Origin of the sequence: Niastella vici, from assembly GCF_002077945.1 — a bacterium.
Lineage (GTDB): Bacteria > Bacteroidota > Bacteroidia > Chitinophagales > Chitinophagaceae > Niastella > Niastella vici.
The window spans coordinates 220489-241561 of sequence record NZ_LVYD01000043.1; the positions used below are offsets into that span (position 1 = coordinate 220489).

At 45.2% G+C, this 21073-nt stretch carries 17 protein-coding genes; 10 read left to right on the forward strand and 7 right to left on the reverse strand.

Translation table 11 applies throughout. The features are described 5' to 3' along the window. Positions 1–25: 25 nt before the first annotated feature. From rocD to A3860_RS13710, 5 genes are all read right to left on the reverse strand, one after another. Positions 26–1255: an ornithine--oxo-acid transaminase gene (gene rocD / locus A3860_RS13690; RefSeq protein ID WP_081147267.1), complete on the reverse strand. Its 1230-nt coding sequence runs from the start codon at positions 1253–1255 to the stop codon at positions 26–28. 274 nt (positions 1256–1529) lie between these two features. Further along, the gene (ispE, locus tag A3860_RS13695) at positions 1530–2414 is read right to left on the reverse strand and encodes a 4-(cytidine 5'-diphospho)-2-C-methyl-D-erythritol kinase (protein WP_081147268.1); all 885 of its coding nucleotides are present in this window, start codon (positions 2412–2414) and stop codon (positions 1530–1532) included. 171 nt (positions 2415–2585) lie between these two features. Beyond that, on the reverse strand, positions 2586–3185 hold the full coding sequence (locus tag A3860_RS13700) for a bifunctional nuclease family protein (RefSeq protein WP_081147269.1): 600 nt from the start codon (positions 3183–3185) through the stop codon (positions 2586–2588). Positions 3186–3269: 84 nt separating this feature from the next. Continuing rightward, positions 3270–4238 (reverse strand): electron transfer flavoprotein subunit alpha/FixB family protein, encoded by a 969-nt coding sequence (locus A3860_RS13705; RefSeq protein ID WP_081147370.1) that lies wholly within the window; start codon positions 4236–4238, stop codon positions 3270–3272. A gap of 136 nt (positions 4239–4374) precedes the next feature. Further along, entirely contained in the window at positions 4375–5118 is a 744-nt protein-coding gene (locus tag A3860_RS13710) for an electron transfer flavoprotein subunit beta/FixA family protein (RefSeq protein ID WP_081147270.1), read from the reverse strand. Between the two features lie 103 nt (positions 5119–5221). Here A3860_RS13710 and A3860_RS13715 point away from each other — a divergent pair, with 103 nt between their 5' ends. Both A3860_RS13715 and tilS read left to right on the forward strand, forming a co-directional pair. Continuing rightward, positions 5222–5533, forward strand: coding sequence for a tetratricopeptide repeat protein (locus tag A3860_RS13715; RefSeq protein WP_081147271.1), 312 nt, complete (start codon positions 5222–5224; stop codon positions 5531–5533). 8 nt (positions 5534–5541) lie between these two features. After that, positions 5542–6921: a tRNA lysidine(34) synthetase TilS gene (gene tilS / locus A3860_RS13720; RefSeq protein ID WP_081147272.1), complete on the forward strand. Its 1380-nt coding sequence runs from the start codon at positions 5542–5544 to the stop codon at positions 6919–6921. Positions 6922–6934: 13 nt separating this feature from the next. On the opposite strand, the gene A3860_RS13725 is transcribed toward tilS, so the two are convergent. Further along, positions 6935–7579: a rhomboid family intramembrane serine protease gene (locus A3860_RS13725; protein ID WP_081147273.1), complete on the reverse strand. Its 645-nt coding sequence runs from the start codon at positions 7577–7579 to the stop codon at positions 6935–6937. A gap of 1037 nt (positions 7580–8616) precedes the next feature. Here A3860_RS13725 and A3860_RS13730 point away from each other — a divergent pair. After that, entirely contained in the window at positions 8617–9945 is a 1329-nt protein-coding gene (locus A3860_RS13730) for a sigma-54-dependent transcriptional regulator (RefSeq protein ID WP_081147274.1), read from the forward strand. Positions 9946–10097: 152 nt separating this feature from the next. Here A3860_RS13730 and A3860_RS13735 read toward each other — a convergent pair whose 3' ends face one another. After that, positions 10098–12047 (reverse strand): KUP/HAK/KT family potassium transporter, encoded by a 1950-nt coding sequence (locus tag A3860_RS13735; protein ID WP_081147275.1) that lies wholly within the window; start codon positions 12045–12047, stop codon positions 10098–10100. A 377-nt stretch (positions 12048–12424) separates the two neighbouring features. Between A3860_RS13735 and kdpF the strand changes: the two genes are divergently transcribed. From kdpF to A3860_RS13770, 7 genes are all read left to right on the forward strand, one after another. Beyond that, the gene (gene kdpF, locus A3860_RS13740; protein ID WP_081147276.1) at positions 12425–12505 is read left to right on the forward strand and encodes a K(+)-transporting ATPase subunit F; all 81 of its coding nucleotides are present in this window, start codon (positions 12425–12427) and stop codon (positions 12503–12505) included. Between the two features lie 16 nt (positions 12506–12521). After that, positions 12522–14237, forward strand: a complete 1716-nt coding sequence (gene kdpA / locus A3860_RS13745) for a potassium-transporting ATPase subunit KdpA (protein ID WP_081147277.1) — start codon at positions 12522–12524, stop codon at positions 14235–14237. 12 nt (positions 14238–14249) lie between these two features. Continuing rightward, the gene (gene kdpB, locus A3860_RS13750) at positions 14250–16340 is read left to right on the forward strand and encodes a potassium-transporting ATPase subunit KdpB (RefSeq protein WP_081147278.1); all 2091 of its coding nucleotides are present in this window, start codon (positions 14250–14252) and stop codon (positions 16338–16340) included. Positions 16341–16358: 18 nt separating this feature from the next. Next, positions 16359–16919 carry a K(+)-transporting ATPase subunit C gene (locus A3860_RS13755; RefSeq protein ID WP_081147279.1) on the forward strand — a complete coding sequence of 187 codons (561 nt, stop codon included), beginning with the start codon at positions 16359–16361 and terminating at the stop codon, positions 16917–16919. 71 nt (positions 16920–16990) lie between these two features. Further along, positions 16991–18079, forward strand: a complete 1089-nt coding sequence (locus A3860_RS13760; RefSeq protein ID WP_081147280.1) for a porin — start codon at positions 16991–16993, stop codon at positions 18077–18079. Positions 18080–18223: 144 nt separating this feature from the next. Next, positions 18224–19357, forward strand: a complete 1134-nt coding sequence (locus tag A3860_RS13765) for a histidine kinase (RefSeq protein WP_081147281.1) — start codon at positions 18224–18226, stop codon at positions 19355–19357. Then, complete coding sequence (locus A3860_RS13770) at positions 19357–21057, forward strand: sensor histidine kinase (protein ID WP_081147282.1); 1701 nt, start codon at positions 19357–19359, stop codon at positions 21055–21057. The genes A3860_RS13765 and A3860_RS13770 overlap by 1 nt, the downstream gene beginning before the upstream one ends. The last annotated feature ends 16 nt before the right edge of the window (positions 21058–21073 follow it).

Sequence of the window (21073 nt, forward strand, 5' to 3'; positions counted from 1 at the left end):
TCTCTAACTGAATAACCTGTAACATTTATGCAAAAGTATCCAAACTTCTCTTAATGATATTTATACAATCAAGGATTTGCTCTTTATTAATAATTAACGGTGGTGCAAAACGAATTTTATCACCATGTGTTGGCTTGGCCAAAAGCCCGTTGTCTTTTAAAGTTAGACATAAATTCCAGGCGGCATTTTTATCAGGATGTTCAATAACGATGGCATTCAGCAATCCTTTTCCACGTACAACCGAAATATAAGGCGATTGCAGGGCCTGTAATTCCTTTCTCAATAGTTCACCCATGGCCTGGGCATTGGCTGCCATCTGCTCTTCTTTAAGCACCCGTAATGATTCAACAGCCACCCGGCATGCAATCGGATTGCCGCCATACGTTGAGCCATGTTCGCCCGGTTTAATGGTGAGCATGATTGGGTCGTTGGCCAGTACGGCTGATACCGGCAGGGTACCCCCGCTCAATGCTTTTCCTAAGATCAGTATATCGGGTTGTACATTTTCGTAGTCACAGGCCAGCATGTTACCCGTACGGCACAAACCGGTTTGTATTTCATCGGCAATGAACAGTACATTGGCCGCTTCGCAATATTGTTTGGCGCGCGACAGGTAACCTTCATCGGGCACTACCACGCCTGCTTCGCCCTGTATAGGCTCAACCAGGAAACCGGCTGCGTTAGGGTCCTGCAAGGCTTTTTCAAGCGCTGGCAGATCGTTATAAGGAATAACCGTAAAGCCTGGCATGTAGGGGCCGAACCTGTCACGTGAAGAAGGATCGGTGCTGAAGGAAATAACGGTGCTGGTACGGCCGTGGAAATTTTCACCGCATACTATGATTGTAGCTTTATTTTCAGGAATGCCTTTCACGGTATAGCCCCAGCGGCGGCAAAGTTTAATGGCTGTTTCAACAGCCTCAACGCCCGTGTTCATCGGCAGCACTTTATCGTACCCAAAATAATTGGTGATGAATTGTTCATATTCACCCAGTGCATCGTTATAAAATGCACGGGAGGTGAGGGTGAGTTGTTGGGCCTGCATCATAAAGGCCGCAATGATCTTCGGATGGCAATGCCCCTGGTTAACGGCTGAATAACCGCTCAGGAAATCATAATACTGTTTGCCATCTACATCCCATACATACACGCCTTCTCCCTTTTGCAGCACAACAGGCAGAGGATGATAATTATGCGCTCCGTATTTTTCTTCCAGATCGAGATAATACTTTGTTTTGTTTGATAAAGTAGAAACCATAAAGGGGTGAAATAAAGAAATTATAAATGAACAATGAATAGTAAAATATGTAAGTAAAGAGTCGATCAGGTATGACTGATACAATACCCTGGCCCGTCCGCCGGGGGGCGGACAACTGGTAATTATCCTCGATGATTCAGGAAATCGAGGTTGTAGTGAAGAAAATGCGGTATGTAGGCCTTGTAATTGATAACAAGCTATTTCCGGCAAATATAATCAATTTTGGCGAGGGCTAAAATGACGCTTGTATTAAACTACTGAATAACTAGACAAATCATTTCAGTTGAAATACTGCATATTGTGCAGGCCATTGGATGGCAGGGAGTTGTTCTTTGGGAAAGATGCCGAAAAAGCAGGAGCCGCTGCCCGTCATGGAGGCGTAAAGGGCGCCGGCCTCATACAGTTTTTCCCTTATGGCTTGCAGGTCGGGATGTTGTTTGCAAACGGGCGCTTCAAAATCATTTTTCAAACCGGTGCGCCAGTTGGCAACAGGTTCCTGTATGATCTCTTTTAAAGACCGGGCCGATGGGGCAGGAGTGAGCTGTGAAAAAGCCCAGCCGGTATTGATATGAACACCAGGATGCACCACCAGGAAAGAATAAGCCGAAAGATCGAGTTGAATGCCCTGCATGAGCTCGCCACGGCCGGTAGCATAACAGGGTTTGTTTATGAGGAAGAAAGGGCAATCACTGCCGAGTTGCAACGCGTAGTCGAGCAATTTTTCGGTTGATAAACCCAGCTGAAATTTATCGTTGAGCAATTGCAGGGTGAAAGCGCCATCTGCAGAACCGCCACCCAGGCCGGCGCCCATAGGAATTACCTTGTGCAGGTATAGGTCGATGGCTTCGAGTTGCGGATGATCTTTTTTAAGTAAGTTGTAGGCCTTTATGCAGAGATTGTCTTCGGGTTTGCCCTGTACAGGTAAACCACTCATATGAAGGACAACGGATTCAGGTTGTTTTTCTGCCTTGCCAGGCTGCTGCGAAGAGTCAGAGTCTGGTAATTGCCCATTGCCCATTGCCCATTGACCATTGACTACTTCCAGTACATCCCGCAGGGGCAGGGGATAAAAGATGGTTTCCAGGTCGTGGTAACCATCTTCGCGCTTGCGAACTACGTGAAGTCCAAGATTTATTTTACAATTGGGAAATACTACCACTGAGAGAATTTTGTGATTTTGGGATTGCGGGATTTTGAGATTTGGATTAATGTCAAAATGCCTTCGGGATCTGTGACTTGATCAAATCCCGAAATCTAAAAATCTCAAAATCAGAAATTGCTTAATTATCTGTGATTTAAATGTTCCAATCACAAAATCAGAAATCAAGATCTAGCCTCTGTTTCTTTTTCGGCTGTTGATCTCATCGCGGATAGCAATGGCCCTGATATAATCTTCCATGTCAAGCACCTCATTTAGCAAGGTGTTCAGCTCATCCAGCGTCAGTGTTTTCAGGTCGTCGGTACCGGCAGAAGATTCAGCGGCCACTGCTTCGCGGGGCTGTTTTTTCTTGCCCGATGGGTCTTCCATCAAAATACCGGCGCTTTCAAGAATATTATCGTAGGTATAAATAGGACATCCGAAGCGAACGGCCAGGGCCAGCGCATCGGATGTACGGGAATCAATTTCTACAGTATCATGTTCACTTACACAAACCAGCTTCGAATAAAAAATACCTTCCTGCAGATCGCAGATCACTATCTCCTGCAGATCAATGTTGAAGGCATTCATGAAATTCTTCATCAGGTCATGTGTGAGTGGGCGACTTGGATGCATTTTCTCCAGGGCCACGGCTATAGCCTGCGCCTCAAAACCCCCGATAACGATCGGAAGCCTGCGCAACCCATTAACTTCTCCCAACACCACAGCATACGAATGAGTTTGGGTAATGCTGTGTGACAAGGCAACTATTTCCAACTCTATTTTCTTCATAACGAAAGCACGAAACTAAGGGTTTTTCTTCAAAAAATGAGCCCAAATCCTTTAACCTCATTTCATTGAATATACCGGGTTAATTTATGCCATTCCTTTCAGCTTTTTCACCGCTTCCGTTATTTTGGGTAGAACGTCGAATGCATCACCCACAATACCATAGTCGGCCGCTTTAAAGAAGGGGGCCTCGGGATCCTTATTTATAACCACAATCACCTTGCTGCGGTTCACTCCGGCTAAATGTTGTATGGCGCCCGAAATACCGACTGCAATATATAAATTAGGCGCAATAGTAAGGCCTGTTTGTCCAACATGTTCATGATGCGGGCGCCAGTGCTCATCGGCAACCGGACGGCTGCAGGCGGTGGCGGCGCCCAACACATGCGCCAGGTTCTCGATCAGTCCCCAGTTATCGGGGCCTTTCAATCCACGGCCACCGCTTACTACCACTTCAGCTTCGCTTAATGGTACTTCGCCGGAGGCTTTATTCACAGATTTTATTTTCACTTTTGGCGCATCAACCGTTGCTGAGAACGGCACCACTTCCGCTGAGCCCGAACCTTCCACTACCGGGTACGAATTGGGATTGAGGGAAATGATCTTTATATCGGAGTTTATGGTAACATTGGCAAAAGCCTTTCCCGAAAAAACGTTTTTCTTTACAGTAAATCCATTGGTGGTTTGGGGCAGGGTAACTGCACCGGGTACCAGGCCGGCTTTCAGGCGGGCCGCCAGCCGGGGCGCAATAGCTTTACCATCCACATTGTTCGAAAAGATCACCACATTTGACCCGGCAGCCTGCGCCACCTGGGCAATAACTTTGGTAAAAACCTGTGCATCGAAGTGATTAAGGGCTTCATTGGCCACCTGGTGTATCTTTTTTACCCCATACTTACCCAATGCCGATAGTTGATCGGCGGGTACAGCGCCCAACACCACACCTTCGGCAGTTGTGCCTAATTGTTCTGCTACTTTGGCGCCATAGCTTAATACTTCGTAAGAGGCTTTTTTAACATGGCCATCGGCCTGATCGATGAATATTAATACTGACATGATAGTAATTTTGATAATCTGCTGATGCAAGCTCATCAGCAATTGTAGTTTTTGTTGAGTAAAGAACTAAATGTACAAGGGTGCGACGCAACCGGTGTTGAATAGTAGTACAACAGCCCGGCCCATAATTATTGCATTAGATGATCTTCGCTTCTTCGTGTAATAAGCGCACCAGCTCGGCGGGGTTATCGGCCGGAACCAGTTTTACACCTGCTTTGGCTGGCGGCAATTCAAAGCTGGCCACTGTGGTTAACGTGCCGGCAGCGGCAGGATCCAGCACTTTTAAGGGTTTGGTACGGGCGCTCATAATACCCTTCATGTTGGGGATACGCTGTTCGGCCATCCCTTTCTGACAGCTAACGACTACGGGCAAATTCACTTCGCAAACCTCTTCGCCGCCTTCTATTTCGCGGGTAATGGTAGCTGTAGTGCCATTCAATTCAAACTTTATGGCCAGCGATACATAGGGGAGGTCGAGCAGTTCGGCCACCATACCGCCAATGGAAGAACCATTAAAGTCGATGGTTTCTTTACCGGTGAAAATAAGATCGTAGTTGCCTTGTTTGGCCACTTCGGCAATTTGCGAAGCAATATAAAAACTATCGGTGCTGGGGGTGTTTATCCTGATGGCTTCATCACCGCCCAGGGCAAGGGCCTTGCGAATGACTGGTTCGGCATCGGCCCCGCCTACATTTATCAGGTGTAAAACAGTAGCAGGATCTTTTTCTTTCAGTTCAATAGCGCGAACCAAAGCGTACCATTCGTCATACGGATTGATGATCCATTGTACGTTGTCCTGTGCAAATTTCGTATTGTTATCGGTGAAAGCTATTTTTGCCGTGGTATCCGGCGTTTTGCTGATGCAAACTAATATCTTCATTGGCAATTAATTTATTGGTTGTTTATGCAACCATATTGTATACAAATATAAGTGCCGTAAAGATACATTTTGAAATTTTATGGTTTTTTTTAATTGAGGAATTATGGACCGCATCACCCAACTGAAGGAATTTTTGCAGGCCAACCCCGGCGATAATTTTCTGAAACACGCACTGGCACTGGAATACATAAAAATTGGCGAGGATAATACGGCGAAGTCAATTTTTGAGGAAATATTGACGCAGGACCCCAATTATATTGGTTCTTATTATCATTTGGCTAAATTGCTCGAACGCACCGGTGATACCGATGCGGCGATAGCCTGGTACGAAAAGGGGATGGAAGCCGCCAAAAAAGCGGGCGATAAGCATGCGTATGGGGAGCTGCGGAGCGCGTATGAGGAACTCACTTTTTAAATTACTGCATGGATCTTCTGCAACGATTTCAGCAATACATTTCGGCGCATGATCTTTTTTCACCAAAGGATACATTATTACTCGCCGTGAGTGGCGGTATTGATTCGGTTGTACTATGTGAACTATGCAAACAGGCCGGCTTTCAATTTGTGATAGCGCATTGCAATTTTAAATTAAGGGGAGAAGAAAGCGAACGTGATGCCGCTTTTGTGCAACAACTGGCGCAAAAGTATAACGTTCCTGTTTTAATAAAGGAATTTGATACGCAGAAATATGCAGAGAATAATAAGTTGTCGATACAAGAAGCTGCGAGGGAATTGAGGTATACCTGGTTTGCAGAGTTGCTGAAGCCTGCAATCGGTGGTCCGAAAATGCGGGAATCCATTGACCATTCACCATTGACCATTCACCACCTTCTCACCGCCCACCACCTCGATGATAACATAGAAACCATGTTGATGCATTTTTTCAGAGGTACCGGCATCCATGGTTTGCGGGGCATGTTACCCAAAAAAGGCCCCATCGTACGGCCATTGCTTTTTGCCCGTAAACAGGAGTTGAAACAGTTTGCTGTTGAACACCAATTGAGCTGGGTCGAAGACAGCTCAAACGCCCTTGACAAATATTCACGTAATTATTTCCGCAACCAGCTAATTCCGCTGGTTCAGCAAATTTATCCCGAAGCAGAAAATAACCTGGCGGCTAACCTGCGCCGTTTTGCCGATATGGAACAATTGTACGAACAAGCCCTTGCATTGCATAAAAAGAAACTGCTTGAGTATAAAGGTGAAGAAGTACATATATCCATCCTGAAATTGCAAAAGTCGGAGCCCCTGCATTCCATTGTGTATGAGATCATCAATGACTTTGGTTTTTCTGCAGCACAGATAGAGGAAGTGATCCACCTGATGAAAAGTGAGTCGGGCCGGTATGTACAATCGGCTACCCATCGCATTATTAAGAACCGGCGCTGGCTCATCATAGCCCGCGCTCAATCGGAGCAGGCACAAACGCTGGTTATTGACAAAGAAGAGGACCAGGTCGTATTTGAAAACGGATCACTTTATTTTGAGCAACTGAAAAATAAAAATATACAATTGGTCAACGATGCTGCCATTGCATTAATTGACCATGACACCCTGCAATATCCGCTGGTGTTGCGAAAATGGAAAAAGGGAGATTATTTTTATCCGCTGGGATTAAGAAAGAAAAAGAAACTGGCGCGTTTCTTTATCGACCAAAAACTATCATTGACCGATAAGGAAAAAGTATGGGTGCTTGAAAGCAATAAAAAGATAGCATGGGTGGTTGGTCTTCGTATAGACGACCGCTTTAAACTCACCGATGCCACCCGGCAGGTATTACGAATACAATTTGTAAAGTCCTGAATATAGTTACCGGTTAAAAACTGTTGGCATATGCCCGTACTTTTTGAATGAACTCATCCAGCACATGGTATTCTGAAAACAAATAACTGGTGGCAATTAAAAAAGCGATGCCATACAGGGCGCCAAAAATATGGGCCGAATGGTTGATGTTGCCGCCGCCCCGTTTATCGAGAATAGAAGAAATAACCAGGTATATAAACCCAAAAATAAAAGCACGTAATCTGAACCCCGGTACAATGATCAATCCCAGATCATTCAGCGGATTAAGAATAATATACGCAAAGATCACTGCCGAAACAGCACCGGAAGCGCCCAGGCTGCGGTAGTGGTTATCGGTTTTATGTTTCAGATAGGTGGGAACTAAACAGGCAATCAACGAGGTAACATACAATAGTAGGTAAAACAGCTTCCCTTTTTCATGGAAAATAAGTATAAAATGTTGCTCTACAATATCGCCAAACATGTAAAATGAGTACATATTGAAGAACAGGTGCAGAAAATTAGCATGCACCAGCCCGCAGGTCAAAAAGCGGTACCATTGTTTGTCATAGGTAACGGCGGGCGGATCAAAAATGAAATCGTTCATTATTTTATCATTCGTAAACGCTGCAACGGAAACCAGGACTGTTATAATGATAATGATCAGGGTTATAGTCATTTCTATGTATTGATGGCCAAAAATAATAAGAAACAGGGTATCAACACCTCTTACTGGCTAATAGAAGCTGAATAAGGGTATAACAGAAAGGAATACTGGTAAACTTGTCCAGAGTATGGTCGGAATGATGATTTTCTTTCCCAAAAAAAGGTGTTAATTCCGGTTTTGAAACAAATTTGCGTATTCCTACGCTGGTAAGTATGCATTGTTTTATTTATTTTCATACCTTCTTTTTGAGGTCAACCAGTTGGAAATCAACGGGTGGTGGGCGGTTCTGCCATTGTGGGCGTTTGGGGAACCCGGCCGTAGCTTTGGCATGGTATGGGCCTTGCCTTATATATAACAGCAAAAGAATATAGTCTTCATAGGTATAGAAAGGGCCTCCCGATGCATCGGGAGGCTTTTTTCGTTTTGGGGTAATAATAATTATTGAATATTATTGCTAACTTTCGAACATTGTCGTGGTTATATAATTTGACAAACAGATTTCGGATTTTGAAGATCATAAGTTCTCAACTTTCGCCCCACTGTTCGCAACTTACGCCCCAATGTTTTGAACTTTCCAGGCAATCTTCGAAACTTTCCAGGCGATGTTTTGAACTTTCCACACAATCTTCGCAACTTTCCAGGCGATGTTTTGAACTTTCCACAAAAAGTTGCGAACAAGTGCCCCATCATTTGTAACAAGTGCCCCATCATTTGTAACAAGTGCCCCATCATTTGTAACAAGTGCCCCATGGTTTGCAATAAGTGTCCCATCGTTTACAACAAGTGTCCCATCGTTTGCAACAAGTGCCCCATAGTTTGCAACATATGCGGCGTCCTAAGCAACCTTCCAACCGAACTTTCCAGGAACAATTCCAGATAATCTATCTGTTGTGTAAAATGATTGACATTGGTTCCATTTCGCCTGATTGAATTGTAATTGATTAAATTTGCTTCCATTCAATATGTAAAGGATTACTAATAATGGTGGATAATAGAATACCTTCCTGGTTTTTTCCAGAACAGCTACCTTTAGGCTCTTAAACTACCATATGCCCGGTTCCATTTTATTGATCGATGACGAAGAACAGCTCAGGAAATTATTAAGCCGAATTATCTCACTCGAAGGATTTACCGTTGAACAGGCGGGCACGTTGAAAGCGGCCCGGGCATCGCTTGCCCAAAAGGAACCCGACATCGTTTTGTGCGATGTAAAACTGCCCGATGGCGATGGGGTTCATTTTGTAAAGGAATTAAAGGTAAAACATCCCCTGATCGAGATCATTTTATTAACGGCTTTCGGCAATATTCCCGACGGCGTGCAGGCCATCAAGAACGGGGCTTTTGATTACATCACCAAGGGCAACGATAATGACCGCATTGTGCCCCTCCTGTACCAGGCCTTTGAAAAAGCCATGGCGCAGAAGAAGTCGGCCATAAAAATAAAAGAAAAAGGCGCCTTTACCTTTAGTGACATTATTGGTGAGAGCCAGCTGATAAAACAAGCTATTCAGCTGGCGCAGAAAATTGCTCCTGCCGGTTCCAACGTGTTGCTGCTGGGCGAAACCGGTACGGGTAAGGAAGTATTTGCCAATGCCATTCACGCAAACAGCAAGCGGAACGATAAAGCCATTGTCGCTATCAATTGCAGTGCGTTTGCCAAAGACCTGTTGGAAGGCGAGTTGTTCGGGCATAAGGCCGGCGCCTATACCGGCGCTACAAAAGATAAAAAAGGATTGATTGAAATGGCCGATGGCGGTACCCTTTTTCTCGATGAAATAGGGGAAATGAATATTGACCTGCAGGCCAAACTGTTGCGGGTAATTGAAAATGGCGAGTTCATAAAACTGGGCGATATAAAGACCACCAAAGTAAATGTGCGCATTATTGCGGCTACCCATAGAGACCTGGCAAAAATGGTAGAAGAAGGTACATTCCGCGAAGACCTGTATTACCGGTTAAACGTGTTTACTATTGCCCTGCCCGCTTTGCGTGATCATGCAGAAGATATTCCGGCCCTGGCCAATCATTTTTTACTATACTATGCTGCCAAAGAGAACCGGCCCGTAATGCAAATAAGCAAAGAGGCATTTCAGTTACTGAACCAGCATACCTGGAAGGGCAATATCCGCGAGTTGCGCAATGTGCTCGAAAGAGCCACGATCATGGCCGATGGGGATACCATTTTGCCTGAACATTTACCTTTCGATATTCAGAAACAGTCTGGCGGTTCTTCCAACCTTACCCTGGCCAGTGTTGAAAAAAGCCACATACAAAAAGTACTGCGCTATACCAATGGCAATAAGACGAGGACTGCCATATTATTAGGCATAGGCCTAACGACGTTGTACAGGAAGATGGAAGAGTATAAGATTGATTAATTCGTTAATTGCTGATTTTGGGATTTCGGGATTTTGAGATTTGGCAGTGAACCGAACCTGATAAGATCCAGAAATCTATAGATCTCAAAATCAGAAATAAAAGTTAGGAAGTACGAATGTCAGGTTCTTCTTACTTCGTACTTCCTGCTAAGCTATTGCCTTACCAATGGCGGGTGTTGCACCGCATTCACCACCACCGGAAATTTTTCAATGGTCACATTGCTGGGGTCAAGACCAAAGTTGATTGATTCCCTTACGCTCAGGTATTTGAGGTTGAAATAACTTTTCATTAAAAAGTTCTTCCCGAAAGCCATCGCATTCTCAAACGACAGGAAGCTTTCCATCACGAGAAAGCGCAGATCACCGATCCTGCTTTCCTGGTAATGTTGTTCGCACCGGCTCGATACATCCACCTCACCGGTTTTCACCAGTTCCTTCACCACTTCCCTGAAAAAATAATCAATACGCGGCTCAATGCGGAAACCCAGGTTGAATTCCACAAAGTATATGTCATCTTTTACAATGGTGTCAACGTGATAGCGCATGGCATACGGTTCATCCAGTACGTTCACGTGCACAAACCAGTAGATGTCGGCCCGCTTGGGTGATCGTGACAGAATAGAATCTATGGCTGTTTTCTCCACTTTACGCGGGCTGCCCGAACTGGTAAGGTATACCAGGTTGGTAGCATACTTCGGGATCTTTTCGTCAATGCTTAACTGCTTCAGTAATGGGATATAGGTTTCAATGGCCACCATCTTCTTCAATCCGTTGGTAATGCTGCGGCCCTTGCGCCATACGTACATGACCATAAATAAACCCGAACCTATCAACAGGGTGATCCAACCGCCTTCTTTTATCTTTTGCAGGTTGGCTGTTAAAAACGACAGCTCGATCATCAAAAATAAAGCGGTCACCAGCACTACCCATACCATGGGTACTCTTTTGGCATGTAAATAATAATTGATCAAAATGGTGCTCATCAGCATCGTGAGCGTAACACTTAAACCGAAGGCGGCCTCCATTTTGGTACTTTCCTTAAAGTACAACACCATGCCAAGGCAACCAGCCATCAATAACCAGTTCACAAAAGGAATATAGATCTGTCCTTTTATATGTCCGGGGAACAATACCCGGTGACGCGGCCAAATATCAAGCCGTATCGCTTCATTTACCAGCGTAAAGCAACCACTGATCAGCGCCTGGCTGGCAATAATGGTGGCCAGGGTGGCAATGATCAACGTAGGCAGGTAGATGGCATCAGGGACCGTGTGATAGAACGGGCTGATGGTATCCAGTTGCTGACCGGTATGTTGTAACAACCAGGCTGTTTGTCCGGCATAGCTCAGTACCAGCATGATCTTGATATAGATCCAGCTAACGCGAATGTTGTTTCTACCGCAGTGCCCCATGTCGCTGTACAGTGCTTCGGCACCGGTAGTACACAGGAAAATGCTACCCAGTAACCAGAAACCACCGGGCACTTCTCTCAACATTTTATAGGCGTACCAGGGGTTCAATGCTTTGAACACACCGGGTTCATGGCTCACGCCCATTATTCCCAATACACCAATAAAGGTGAACCATACCACCATCACCGGACCAAACACCTTACCGATCTTATCGGTTCCAAATTGCTGGAACGCGAATAATAAAATAAGGATCACGATCACGATGGGCACCGTATCGATGTGCGGATTTATTTTTTGCAACCCTTCAATAGCCGAAGCCACTGAAATGGGCGGTGTAATAATACCATCGGCCATTAAGAAAGCGCCGCCGGCCATGGCGGGTATCAGCAACCACTTACCCCAAAAACGGCGGATCAGCGCATAGAGCGAAAAAATTCCACCCTCCCCTTTATTATCGGCCTGCAGGGTAATGATCACATATTTCAATGTGGTTTGAAAAAACAGTGTCCAGAAAATGGCAGATAAAGCACCCAAAGCCACATCTTCAGTAATAACGCGATCATGAAATACCGCGTTCAACGTATACAAAGGCGAGGTACCAATATCGCCAAACACGATACCGGTTGCAATTAAAATACCGGCTGCAGTGATCTTCTTGTGAAATATAGCCGGTGAAGTAGATGAGCTCATTTTATTATTTATTTAAAACTGATCCCCGAAAAGAGGTTGCCTTTATTAAGGCGCGAATTTATCTTTTTCGGGTTTAAAATTGGTCGGAACCGGGCCGCAATTATTACAAACCTTTCCATTTTGACATTTAACCCTGCCAAAATGAAAAGGTTGCTATTGCATAATGGTATGAACGGATGTTAGCCATTTCCCCACATTTGATTGTTAATTAACTCTTTGTTGTATTTCTTTCCCTTTTTATTAATACCGGCATCCCGTTGGCATTTTCCAATTGACAAAACTTAAAACAATGCTAACAGTCATTCTTCTCGTATCCGGACTTATTTGTTTCTGGCTTTTCAACAGATCTATTGACTTTTTTGAAAAAATATAAACATATGATCAACGCATTATTCATTTTATCTATTGTGGTTTTTGGTTACCTGTTGTATGTATTAATAAAACCCGAAAAATTTTGACCAATCTATTACGCACATGAATACAGAACTATTTGGTGTAGTTATAATTTTCCTTTTCTCGGTATTGCTGGCTTTTCCGTTGGGAAAATATATTGCCAGGGTCTTTAAAGGTGAACGCACCATCACCGATTTTATGAGCCCGCTTGAACGGCTGATCTTTCGCCTCGGCGGTATCAACCCGGCAGACCCTATGAACTGGAAACAGTTTTTAAAAGCCATGCTCAGCATTAACCTGCTGTGGTTTGTATATGCCTTTTTTGCCCTGATCTTCCAGGACAAATTACCTATGAACCCCGACGGTAATGCCGGGCAAACACCAGACCTGGCGTTTAACACCGCCATTAGTTTCCTGGTGAACTGTAACCTGCAACACTATTCAGGTGAATCGGGATTAACGTATTTCACCCAGTTGTTTGTTGTTACCTTTCTGCAATTTGTAAGCGCCGCAACCGGTATTGCCGCCGTGGTGGCCTTATATAATGGACTGAGAGAAAAGACTACCAACAACCTGGGCAACTTCTGGAACCTGCTGGTAAAATCAACCACGCGCATACTGTTGCCCTTATCACTGGTGGTGGGCATTGTGCTGGCATTTAATGGTACACCGGCCAGTTATGATGGCAAGGATACCATTACCACACTACAGGGCGATACCGTGCAGGTATCACGGGGACCCGCAGCCGGCATGATCGCTATTAAGCAATTAGGAACGAATGGCGGTGGCTGGTTTGGCGCTAACTCGGCACATCCCCTGGAGAACCCCAACTATTTTACAAACATCATTGAAACCATTGCCATTATCCTTATCCCTATTGCACTGGTATTTGCGCTTGGCTTTTATATCAATCGTAAAAAACTGGCCTATGTGATCTTTGGCGTAATGACCTTTTTGTGTGTACTGTTTATTGGCCTCAATGTATATTTTGAAACAAAGGGCAATCCTGAGATCGATAAAATGGGTATAGCCCAGCACATCGGCAATATGGAAGGTAAAGAGGTGCGCTTCGGTTCTGCTGCAACTGCCTTATGGAGTGTGGTCACCACTTCTACTTCCAATGGTTCGGTAAATGGGATGCACGACAGTCTGATGCCGCTTTCGGGTGGTGTGGTATTGCTCGATATGATGATCAATGCCCTTTATGGCGGCGTGGGTGTTGGCCTGTTAAACTACTATATTTTCATCATCATCGCGGTGTTTATTTCGGGGTTGATGGTGGGCCGAACGCCCGAATTCATGGGCCATAAGGTGGAAGCCCGCGAGGTGAAAATTGCCACGTTGGTTTGGTTATTGACCGCCTTTTTGGTAAAAGCAGGAACAGCGCTGGCTGCCTATATGGTAGCGCATCATCCCGATGTAGCGTGGGCCGTGAAACCATCAGCCTGGTTGAATAACCCAAGTTACCACGGATTTTCAGAAATGCTGTACGAATTTACTTCGGCCAATGCCAACAACGGAAGCGGTTTTGAAGGATTGGGCGACAATAATATTTTCTGGAACGTTACTACGGGCATTGTTTTAATATTAGCCCGGTTTATACCCATCATTGGACCATTAGCTATTGTAGGTTTACTGGCCAATAAAAAATTCATTCCCGAATCGTCGGGTACTTTACGCACAGACTCCATTACGTTCGGAGCCATGACCCTGGCAGTTATTGTGATCGTAAACGCCTTATCGTTTTTCCCTGCGTTGGCGCTGGGTCCGCTGGCAGAATATTTCTCAATAAAATAAGCTGAACTGATCATGTCAAAAAGAAAACGCGAAATAAAATTGTTTGAACCGGCGCTGGTGAATACCGCCATCAAACAATCCTTTGTAAAACTGAGCCCCCGGTTAATGATAAAGAACCCGGTGATGTTCACCGTGGAGATCGGCACTTTTGTAATGCTGGCCGTGGTGATCTGGCAAATGACAACACACGATACTACGCAAGGCGCGGTATGGTATAATACGGTGGTATTTGCTATTCTGCTCATTACTGTATTGTTCGCCAATTTTGCCGAGGCACTGGCCGAAGCGAGGGGTAAGGCGCAGGCAGAAAGCTTACGTAAAACAAGAGAAGAAACACCCGCTAAAAAAGTAATATCACCCGGCGACATCTTTGTAAAAGAAATAAAAGTAGTGCCTTCTTCCCAATTGCGGTTAGGCGACCGGTTTGTTTGTGAAACAAACGATGTGATACCAATGGATGGAGAAATCATAGAAGGTATTGCAACGATCGACGAATCGGCTATAACCGGGGAGTCGGCTCCAGTGATCCGCGAAGCCGGTGGCGATAAATCATCGGTGACCGGTGGTACCAAAGTGCTCAGCGATCGCATTGTGGTGCAGGTGACCACGCAACCCGGGGAAACTTTTTTAGATAAAATGATCGCCCTGGTTGAAGGTGCCAGCCGGCAGAAAACGCCTAATGAAATTGCATTGACCATTTTGCTGGCCGCATTCACGCTCATCTTCATAATCGTGTGCGTGACCCTTAAACCATTTGCAGATTATGCGAATACACCCATCACTATTGCAGCCTTTATTTCGCTGTTCGTATGTTTGATCCCCACTACCATCGGCGGTCTGTTATCGGCCATTGGTATTGCCGGGATGGACAGGGCCCTGCGCGCAAATGTGATCTCTAAAAGCGGAAAGGCTGTTGAAACAGCAGGTGATGTGGATGTACTGTTGCTCGATAAAACAGGTACCATTACCATCGGGAACCGGAAAGCCACTAATTTTTATCCGGCTAACGGAGTGAGCGCAAACGAATTTATTGATATGGTAGTGTATGGTTCACTGGCCGATGATACGCCCGAAGGAAAATCGATCATTGAGCTGGCTTCCAAACAGGCAAACCCCACAGGGAGCCTTGATCAGTTCAGGCACCAGAAACTGGCTGTATATAAAGAGCCGCTGAGTTTTATCAAGTTTACCGCCGAAACCAGAAGCAGTGGCGTTGACCTGCCTAATGGAACCAGGATCCGGAAAGGTGCTTTTGACGCCATCCGCAACATAGCTACAAAAGCAGGAAACACCGTACCCAAAGAAGTGGAGGAGCAGGTAAAGAAAATATCCAGCGATGGCGGTACGCCACTCGTTGTATCTGTGAACAATGAAATAAAAGGGGTGATCGAATTGCAGGATATCATTAAACCCGGTATTCAGGAGCGGTTTGAACGATTACGTAAAATGGGCGTGAAAACGGTTATGGTTACCGGTGATAACCCATTAACGGCAAAATACATTGCCAATAAAGCCGGTGTGGATGATTTTATTGCCGAAGCAAAACCGGAAGATAAAATGAACTACATCCGCAAGGAGCAGGCTACCGGTAAGCTGGTTGCCATGATGGGCGATGGTACCAACGATGCCCCGGCACTGGCGCAGGCCGATGTGGGCGTGGCCATGAACAGCGGTACACAGGCAGCCAAGGAAGCGGGCAACATGGTTGACCTCGACAATGACCCCACCAAACTAATTGAAGTGGTAGAGATCGGTAAACAGCTGCTGATCACAAGAGGCACCTTAACTACCTTCTCCATTGCCAATGACGTGGCTAAATATTTCGCCATTGTTCCGGCCCTGTTTATTGCCTCTATTCCGGCCCTGCAGCATTTGAATATTATGGGTTTGAAAAGCCCTGAGTCGGCTATTTTGTCGGCCATCATTTTCAACGCCATCATTATTCCCATGCTGATTCCCCTGGCATTAAAAGGTGTGGAATATAAACCCATAGGAGCCAGCGCGCTGTTGCGGCGTAACCTGTTGATCTATGGCGTAGGCGGTGTTATCGTTCCGTTCATCGGCATAAAGCTGATCGATATGTTGCTGGCGGTATTTATGTAATGACTAAAAATTGAAACAATGAAAAATTTTTTGATCTCAATAAAACTCACGCTTATCCTTATTGTCATTTGCGCAGGCCTGTACCCCTTACTGGTTGCCGGGGTTGGCAAAATGGCGCGGGGTGGTGGTAAGGGTGAAACAGTTACTGTAAACGGAAGGGTAGTAGGTTATGCAAATGTTGGACAAAAATTCACTGAAGATAAATACTTTTGGGGCCGTCCTTCAGCAGTGGATTATAATGCTGCCGGCTCTGCCGGTTCCAACAAAGGCCCTTCCAATCCCGACTATTTGAAAACCGTACAGGACAGGATTGATACGTTTTTGGTACACAATCCCGGCGCCAGGAAAGAAGATATCCCATCTGAGATGGTAACAGCTTCCGGTAGTGGTCTCGATCCTGATATTTCACCGGCATCGGCATACGTGCAGGTAAAACGGGTTGCCACTGTTCGCCGGTTGTCTGAAGAAAGATTGAGATCGCTCGTTGACGCGCATATTGAAAAGCCATTGCTGGGCATGTTCGGGCCTTCGAAGGTGAATGTTTTGAAATTGAATGTAGCGTTAGATGAATTGAAGTAGCATTAAAGCCCTGCCACCGTTTTTAAACTTTGGTACGGCTAAAAGCAATAAGAATAACTAAAAAACAACGGATGAAAAAGATCTTAACCGGTGTAGCTGTATTAATGACAGCTGCCGGTATGGCGCAGGATACTACGAAAAGCGAAAACAAAGGGCAGTTTACATTCAGCGGATATGCAGAAGCGTATTACAGTTACGATTTCGGTAAACCAAAAGACAATAACCGGCCAGGATTTATTTACAGCCATAACCGCAGCAATGAGTTCAACGTGAATCTTGCTTTTGTAAAGGGCAGCTATACTGCCGGCCGTATCAGGGCAAATATTGCATTAGGTGTAGGAACATACATGAACGCAAATTATGCTGCCGAACCGGGGGTGTTAAAGAACATTTATGAGGCCAATGTGGGCTATAAGTTAAGCCGTACCAAAAATCTTTGGCTCGATATGGGCATCATGCCATCGCATATCGGTTTTGAAAGCGCCATCAGTAAAGATTGCTGGACGGTGACCCGAAGCGTGCTGGCCGAAAATTCGCCCTATTATGAAAGCGGCGCCAAACTCACGTACACAACGGATAATAATAAATGGCTATTCAGCGCCATGGCGTTGAACGGCTGGCAGCGCATTCAACGGGTGGCGGGTAATTCATTGATGAGCTGGGGAACGCAGGTGCAGTTTAAACCAACAGATAACGTATCCCTGAATTACAGCACCTTTGTAGGGACCGATAAGCCCGACAGTACAAGGCTTTGGAGATATTTTCATAACTTATATGGAATATTTCAACTCACTAATAAACTCGGATTAACGCTTGGCTTTGATGTTGGCCAGGAACAGGCAAAAAAGGGGGAAAGCAAAATGAATACCTGGTACGCGCCCGTCGCTATTGTACGGTATACCCCGGCCGACAAATGGGCTATTGCTTTACGCGGTGAATATTATAATGATGAACATGGCGTCATCATCAGCACCGGCACACCGAATGGATTTAAAACCTCAGGGCTATCAGCCAACGTTGATTATTTGCCGGCACAAAACATAGCCCTGCGTTTGGAAGGAAGAATGTTGAACAGCAAAGACGATATTTTTCTGAAAACTAATGAAAGCCTTACCGGCACCAATGCTGCGGTTACTTTTTCAGCAGCGGTAAGTTTTTGAAATAAGAGGTAGGAGGTAAGAAGTAAGAAAGACAGGACTTATGATTTTTTTGTATTTTCCTATTTCCTACTTCCTACTTCACAAACCAACGACCAGGAAATTCGGTTTAACCAATAATGCATCTTATCAGTATTATAAAATACTATGAGCATACCCAACGATAAAGACGAACAGGTTCAGCGTTTCCTCGACATGGCCAATGAGTCGGTACGGGGCAAACTCAAGATCTACATTGGTATGAGTGCCGGTGTGGGAAAGACGTATCGCATGTTGCAGGAAGCGCATGACCTGTTGAGAAAAGGTGTGAATTTAAAGATCGGTTACATAGAAACCCATAATCGAAAAGAAACACATGCCCTGATAGAAGGCCTGCCGCTGATACCGCGGCGGCAAACCTTCTACAAAGGCAAACAGCTTGATGAGCTGGATGTACAGGCCATTCTGTTATTGCATCCCGAAGTAGTGATCGTAGATGAACTGGCGCATAGCAATATTCCCGGCAGTAAAAATGAAAAACGCTGGCAGGATGTGGTAGACATTCTGGATGCAGGTATTGATGTGATCACTGCCGTTAATATTCAGCATATTGAAAGCATTAATGAAGATGTAAAACAAATAACGGGGGTAGAAGTAAAGGAACGGGTGCCCGACAAGCTGTTGCAAATGGCCGATGAAGTGGTGAACATCGACCTTACGGCGCAGGAGCTGATCACCCGTTTGCAGGAAGGAAAGATCTACGACCACAATAAAGTGCAGCAGGCGCTCACGAACTTTTTTCAACCGGAGAAGATACTCCAGCTGCGCGAGCTGGCCCTCAAAGAGGTGGCAGGCCAGGTGGAACGAAAGGTAGATTACACAGTCACTAAGAACAAAGCATGGCAACACGAGCGGTTCCTGGCCTGCATTTCTTCATCCCATGAAGCGGCGCAAAAAATTATAAGAAAAACTGGCCGCCTCGCTTCCTACTATAATGGAGAATGGTATGTATTATATGTACAAACCCCTAAGGAAGAACTCGATAAAATACCCCTGGCGGCACAACGGCATTTGATCAATAACCTGAAACTGGCCACTGAACTGGGCGCCGAAGTGATACAGGTAAAAAGCAAAAGCATTTCAAACGAGATCATTCAAACCGCCATAGAAAAGAAGATCACCACCATTTGCATAGGAAAACCGCATTTGAATTTATTTCAGGTAATTTTGCGGACAAACCTGTTCAACCAGCTGTTAAAAACCCTGTCGGAAAAGGATATTGATATTATTATATTATCGTAATGGCAATAAAGCTAAAAACAAGAGTAGCCCTCGGCGTTGGTTTTCTATTTGTGCTCCTGCTGCTGGTAGGCGGGGTGGGGTTTTATTATTTTAATAAGATCAGTACCGATTCGCGCGATGTGCTGAAGGATAATAATAAGAGTGTTGAATATGGCCGCAAAATGCTCGATGCGCTGAATACCTGGGAAAAGGAACACGATACGGCCCATAAAATATTTGAAGAGAACCTGGCTGCGCAGGAAAGCAATGTCACCGAAAAAGGAGAGCAGGAAGTTACCAATGACCTGCGTCGTGATTTTGCGGAATTTCTGCGGCACGATGACTCCATGCCCCTGCAACTGGCACTGCAAAAGAATATCAGCCGTATCATCCAGATCAACCTCAATGCCATTAACAAAAAAAATGCACTGAGTGACCAGGCGGTGGAAAATGCCAAAGTGATCATCACCGTGATCATTACGGTGTGCCTGCTGATCGGGTTTACCTTTATGGTCAATTTTCCCGGCCTCATCGCCAACCCCATTTCAAAGCTCACCGAGGGTATTCAGGCCATTGCCAACAAGGATTACAGCCAGCGTATCCATCTCGACCGCAAAGATGAATTTGGCGACCTGGCTAAAGCTTTTAACGATATGGCCGAACAATTGAATGAATACGAGCACAGCAACCTGGCAAAGATCATGTTTGAAAAACAGCGGGCCGAAACCGTTATCAACTCTATGAAAGATGCCAGTATCGGCATTGATAAAAACGGTACTGTACTGTTTGCCAATCAACAGGCCCTGCAGTTGTTGAATTTGAAAGATGCAGACATTGTAGGAAAAAAGCAGGAAGATGTGCAACGGCGCAACGATCTGTTCCGGTTCCTTACCAATGAAGAGAATGGTATGCCCTTCAAGATCGTAGTGAACGAAAAGGAAAATTATTTTACCAAAGAACAGATAGATATCAAACAGGAGCAGGAAACAATAGGCCATGTGATCATTCTGAAGAACATTACGCCCTATAAAGAACTGGATGTAGCCAAGACCAATTTTATTGCTACCATTTCACATGAATTAAAAACCCCATTGGCTTCTTCCGATTTCAGTCTGCGCCTGCTGGAAGATGAACGGATAGGCAAGCTGACCATTGAACAAAAAGAACTGGTGCAACACCTGAAAGACGATAACCAGCGGTTACTGCGCATCCTCAGCGAATTGCTCGATCTGTCGCAGGTAGAAAGCGGCAAGATCCAGTTGAATTTGCAACCGGTAGCAGTGAATGAAATGATCAACAAAGCGTTGGCTGCCGTGCAGAATGCCGCGAAGGAAAAAAATATCCAGATAAAACAACAGCTTGCAGAAAATTTGCCGGCCATCCTCGGTGATGCGGAAAAAGCCGGCTGGATCATCAATAACTTTCTTACCAATGCCATCCGCTATTCGGCTCAGAACGATCACATCGTTATAAAAGCTCATCAACCCGATGGCCAGCATATTGAAATAGGGGTGCAGGATTTTGGCATGGGTATCGACGTTTCCCTGCAGCAAAAGATCTTCGACCGGTTTTACCGCGTGCCGGGCGTTCATGAAAAAAAGGGAACCGGTCTGGGCCTGGCCATCAGCAAGGATTTTGCAGAAGCCATGAATGGAACAATAGGCGTGGAGTCGACCCCCGGCAAGGGCAGCTACTTTTTTTGCCGGTTTCATGTGGCGTAAACTATAACATATCAAA

Excerpts from the sequence above, each read along its gene's own strand:
- A3860_RS13735 (WP_081147275.1), bottom strand. The coding sequence starts at position 12,047 with ATGAGCTCATCTACTTCACCGGCTATATTTCACAAGAAGATCACTGCA.
- A3860_RS13705 (WP_081147370.1), bottom strand. The coding sequence starts at position 4,238 with ATGTCAGTATTAATATTCATCGATCAGGCCGATGGCCATGTTAAAAAA.
- kdpB (WP_081147278.1), top strand. The coding sequence starts at position 14,250 with ATGTCAAAAAGAAAACGCGAAATAAAATTGTTTGAACCGGCGCTGGTG.
- A3860_RS13755 (WP_081147279.1), top strand. The coding sequence starts at position 16,359 with ATGAAAAATTTTTTGATCTCAATAAAACTCACGCTTATCCTTATTGTC.
- A3860_RS13725 (WP_081147273.1), bottom strand. The coding sequence starts at position 7,579 with ATGACTATAACCCTGATCATTATCATTATAACAGTCCTGGTTTCCGTT.
- A3860_RS13765 (WP_081147281.1), top strand. The coding sequence starts at position 18,224 with ATGAGCATACCCAACGATAAAGACGAACAGGTTCAGCGTTTCCTCGAC.
- A3860_RS13730 (WP_081147274.1), top strand. The coding sequence starts at position 8,617 with ATGCCCGGTTCCATTTTATTGATCGATGACGAAGAACAGCTCAGGAAA.
- kdpF (WP_081147276.1), top strand. The coding sequence starts at position 12,425 with ATGATCAACGCATTATTCATTTTATCTATTGTGGTTTTTGGTTACCTG.
- A3860_RS13760 (WP_081147280.1), top strand. The coding sequence starts at position 16,991 with ATGAAAAAGATCTTAACCGGTGTAGCTGTATTAATGACAGCTGCCGGT.
- A3860_RS13710 (WP_081147270.1), bottom strand. The coding sequence starts at position 5,118 with ATGAAGATATTAGTTTGCATCAGCAAAACGCCGGATACCACGGCAAAA.
- tilS (WP_081147272.1), top strand. The coding sequence starts at position 5,542 with ATGGATCTTCTGCAACGATTTCAGCAATACATTTCGGCGCATGATCTT.
- kdpA (WP_081147277.1), top strand. The coding sequence starts at position 12,522 with ATGAATACAGAACTATTTGGTGTAGTTATAATTTTCCTTTTCTCGGTA.
- A3860_RS13770 (WP_081147282.1), top strand. The coding sequence starts at position 19,357 with ATGGCAATAAAGCTAAAAACAAGAGTAGCCCTCGGCGTTGGTTTTCTA.
- rocD (WP_081147267.1), bottom strand. The coding sequence starts at position 1,255 with ATGGTTTCTACTTTATCAAACAAAACAAAGTATTATCTCGATCTGGAA.
- A3860_RS13700 (WP_081147269.1), bottom strand. The coding sequence starts at position 3,185 with ATGAAGAAAATAGAGTTGGAAATAGTTGCCTTGTCACACAGCATTACC.
- A3860_RS13715 (WP_081147271.1), top strand. The coding sequence starts at position 5,222 with ATGGACCGCATCACCCAACTGAAGGAATTTTTGCAGGCCAACCCCGGC.